Source organism: Kitasatospora phosalacinea, from assembly GCF_000717185.1.
Lineage (GTDB): Bacteria > Actinomycetota > Actinomycetes > Streptomycetales > Streptomycetaceae > Kitasatospora > Kitasatospora phosalacinea_A.
The window spans coordinates 1-773 of record NZ_JNYE01000274.1 but is presented as its reverse complement, the minus strand read 5'-3'; the positions used below and the strand labels follow the sequence as shown (position 1 = coordinate 773).

Below are 773 nucleotides of genomic sequence, written 5' to 3'. Positions count from 1 at the left end.
CTAGAAGACTGATGAAGATCTTGGCGTGGTCTGGGCTGCCGCCGTCAGGTGGTGGTCTGGATGTGCCAGGTGGTGCCGTTGTGGTCGAGTCCGAGGTTGATGAGGGTTCGTAGGTTGAGGGCGGCGGCGCGGGTGTGGAGCCAGGCGTTGTTCTTGATCGTGCCGATGTGTCGTAGTCGTCGGTTGCCGTGGGCAACGAGCCAGGCGACGGCGCGTTCGACCGGTGGCCGCCATCGCCGGTAGGCGGCCTGCCAGTCGGGGTCGGTGGCAGCCTGGCGGCGGGCGGCGGCGAGCAGGTCGTGGTGGGGGCGGATGGTGACGATCCGTCCGGCCTTCGCGGTGCTGCAGCGTTCCCGCAGCAGGCAGCCGGTGCCTGGTGGGTGGGGCCGGTGGAGTAGGCGGTGTCGCCGAAGGCGTCGATCGGCTCGTCCTCGGCGGCGAGCAGATCGAGCGCGACGTTTGCCTCGTGGTGCTCGCTTCCGCTGCCGGGGGTGAGGGCGACGGCGGTGAACAGGCCGGTTTCGGGTTCGACGGCCAGGTGGGCCTTGTATCCGTCGCGTCACCGACCAGGGCGTCCACCAGGTCCGCGCGGGCCTGCTGATCGTTCCAGGCGATGCGGGGCTTGCCCGGATCGCGGTAGTCGTGCGCGGTGCACTGCACGGCTGCGACCTCGGCGGCGCCGGGGACTTCGCGGATCACGGCACGGATGGCGGCGACGAGTTGGGTGACGGTGTCCTGGGTGGCGACCGCGTCCTCCAGCACGGTCGAGTCCA

At 70.2% G+C, this 773-nt stretch carries 1 pseudogene; it reads right to left on the bottom strand.

The features are described 5' to 3' along the window. Positions 1-44: 44 nt before the first annotated feature. A pseudogene (locus OO57_RS42050) lies at positions 45-773 on the bottom strand (transposase); the annotation flags it as partial.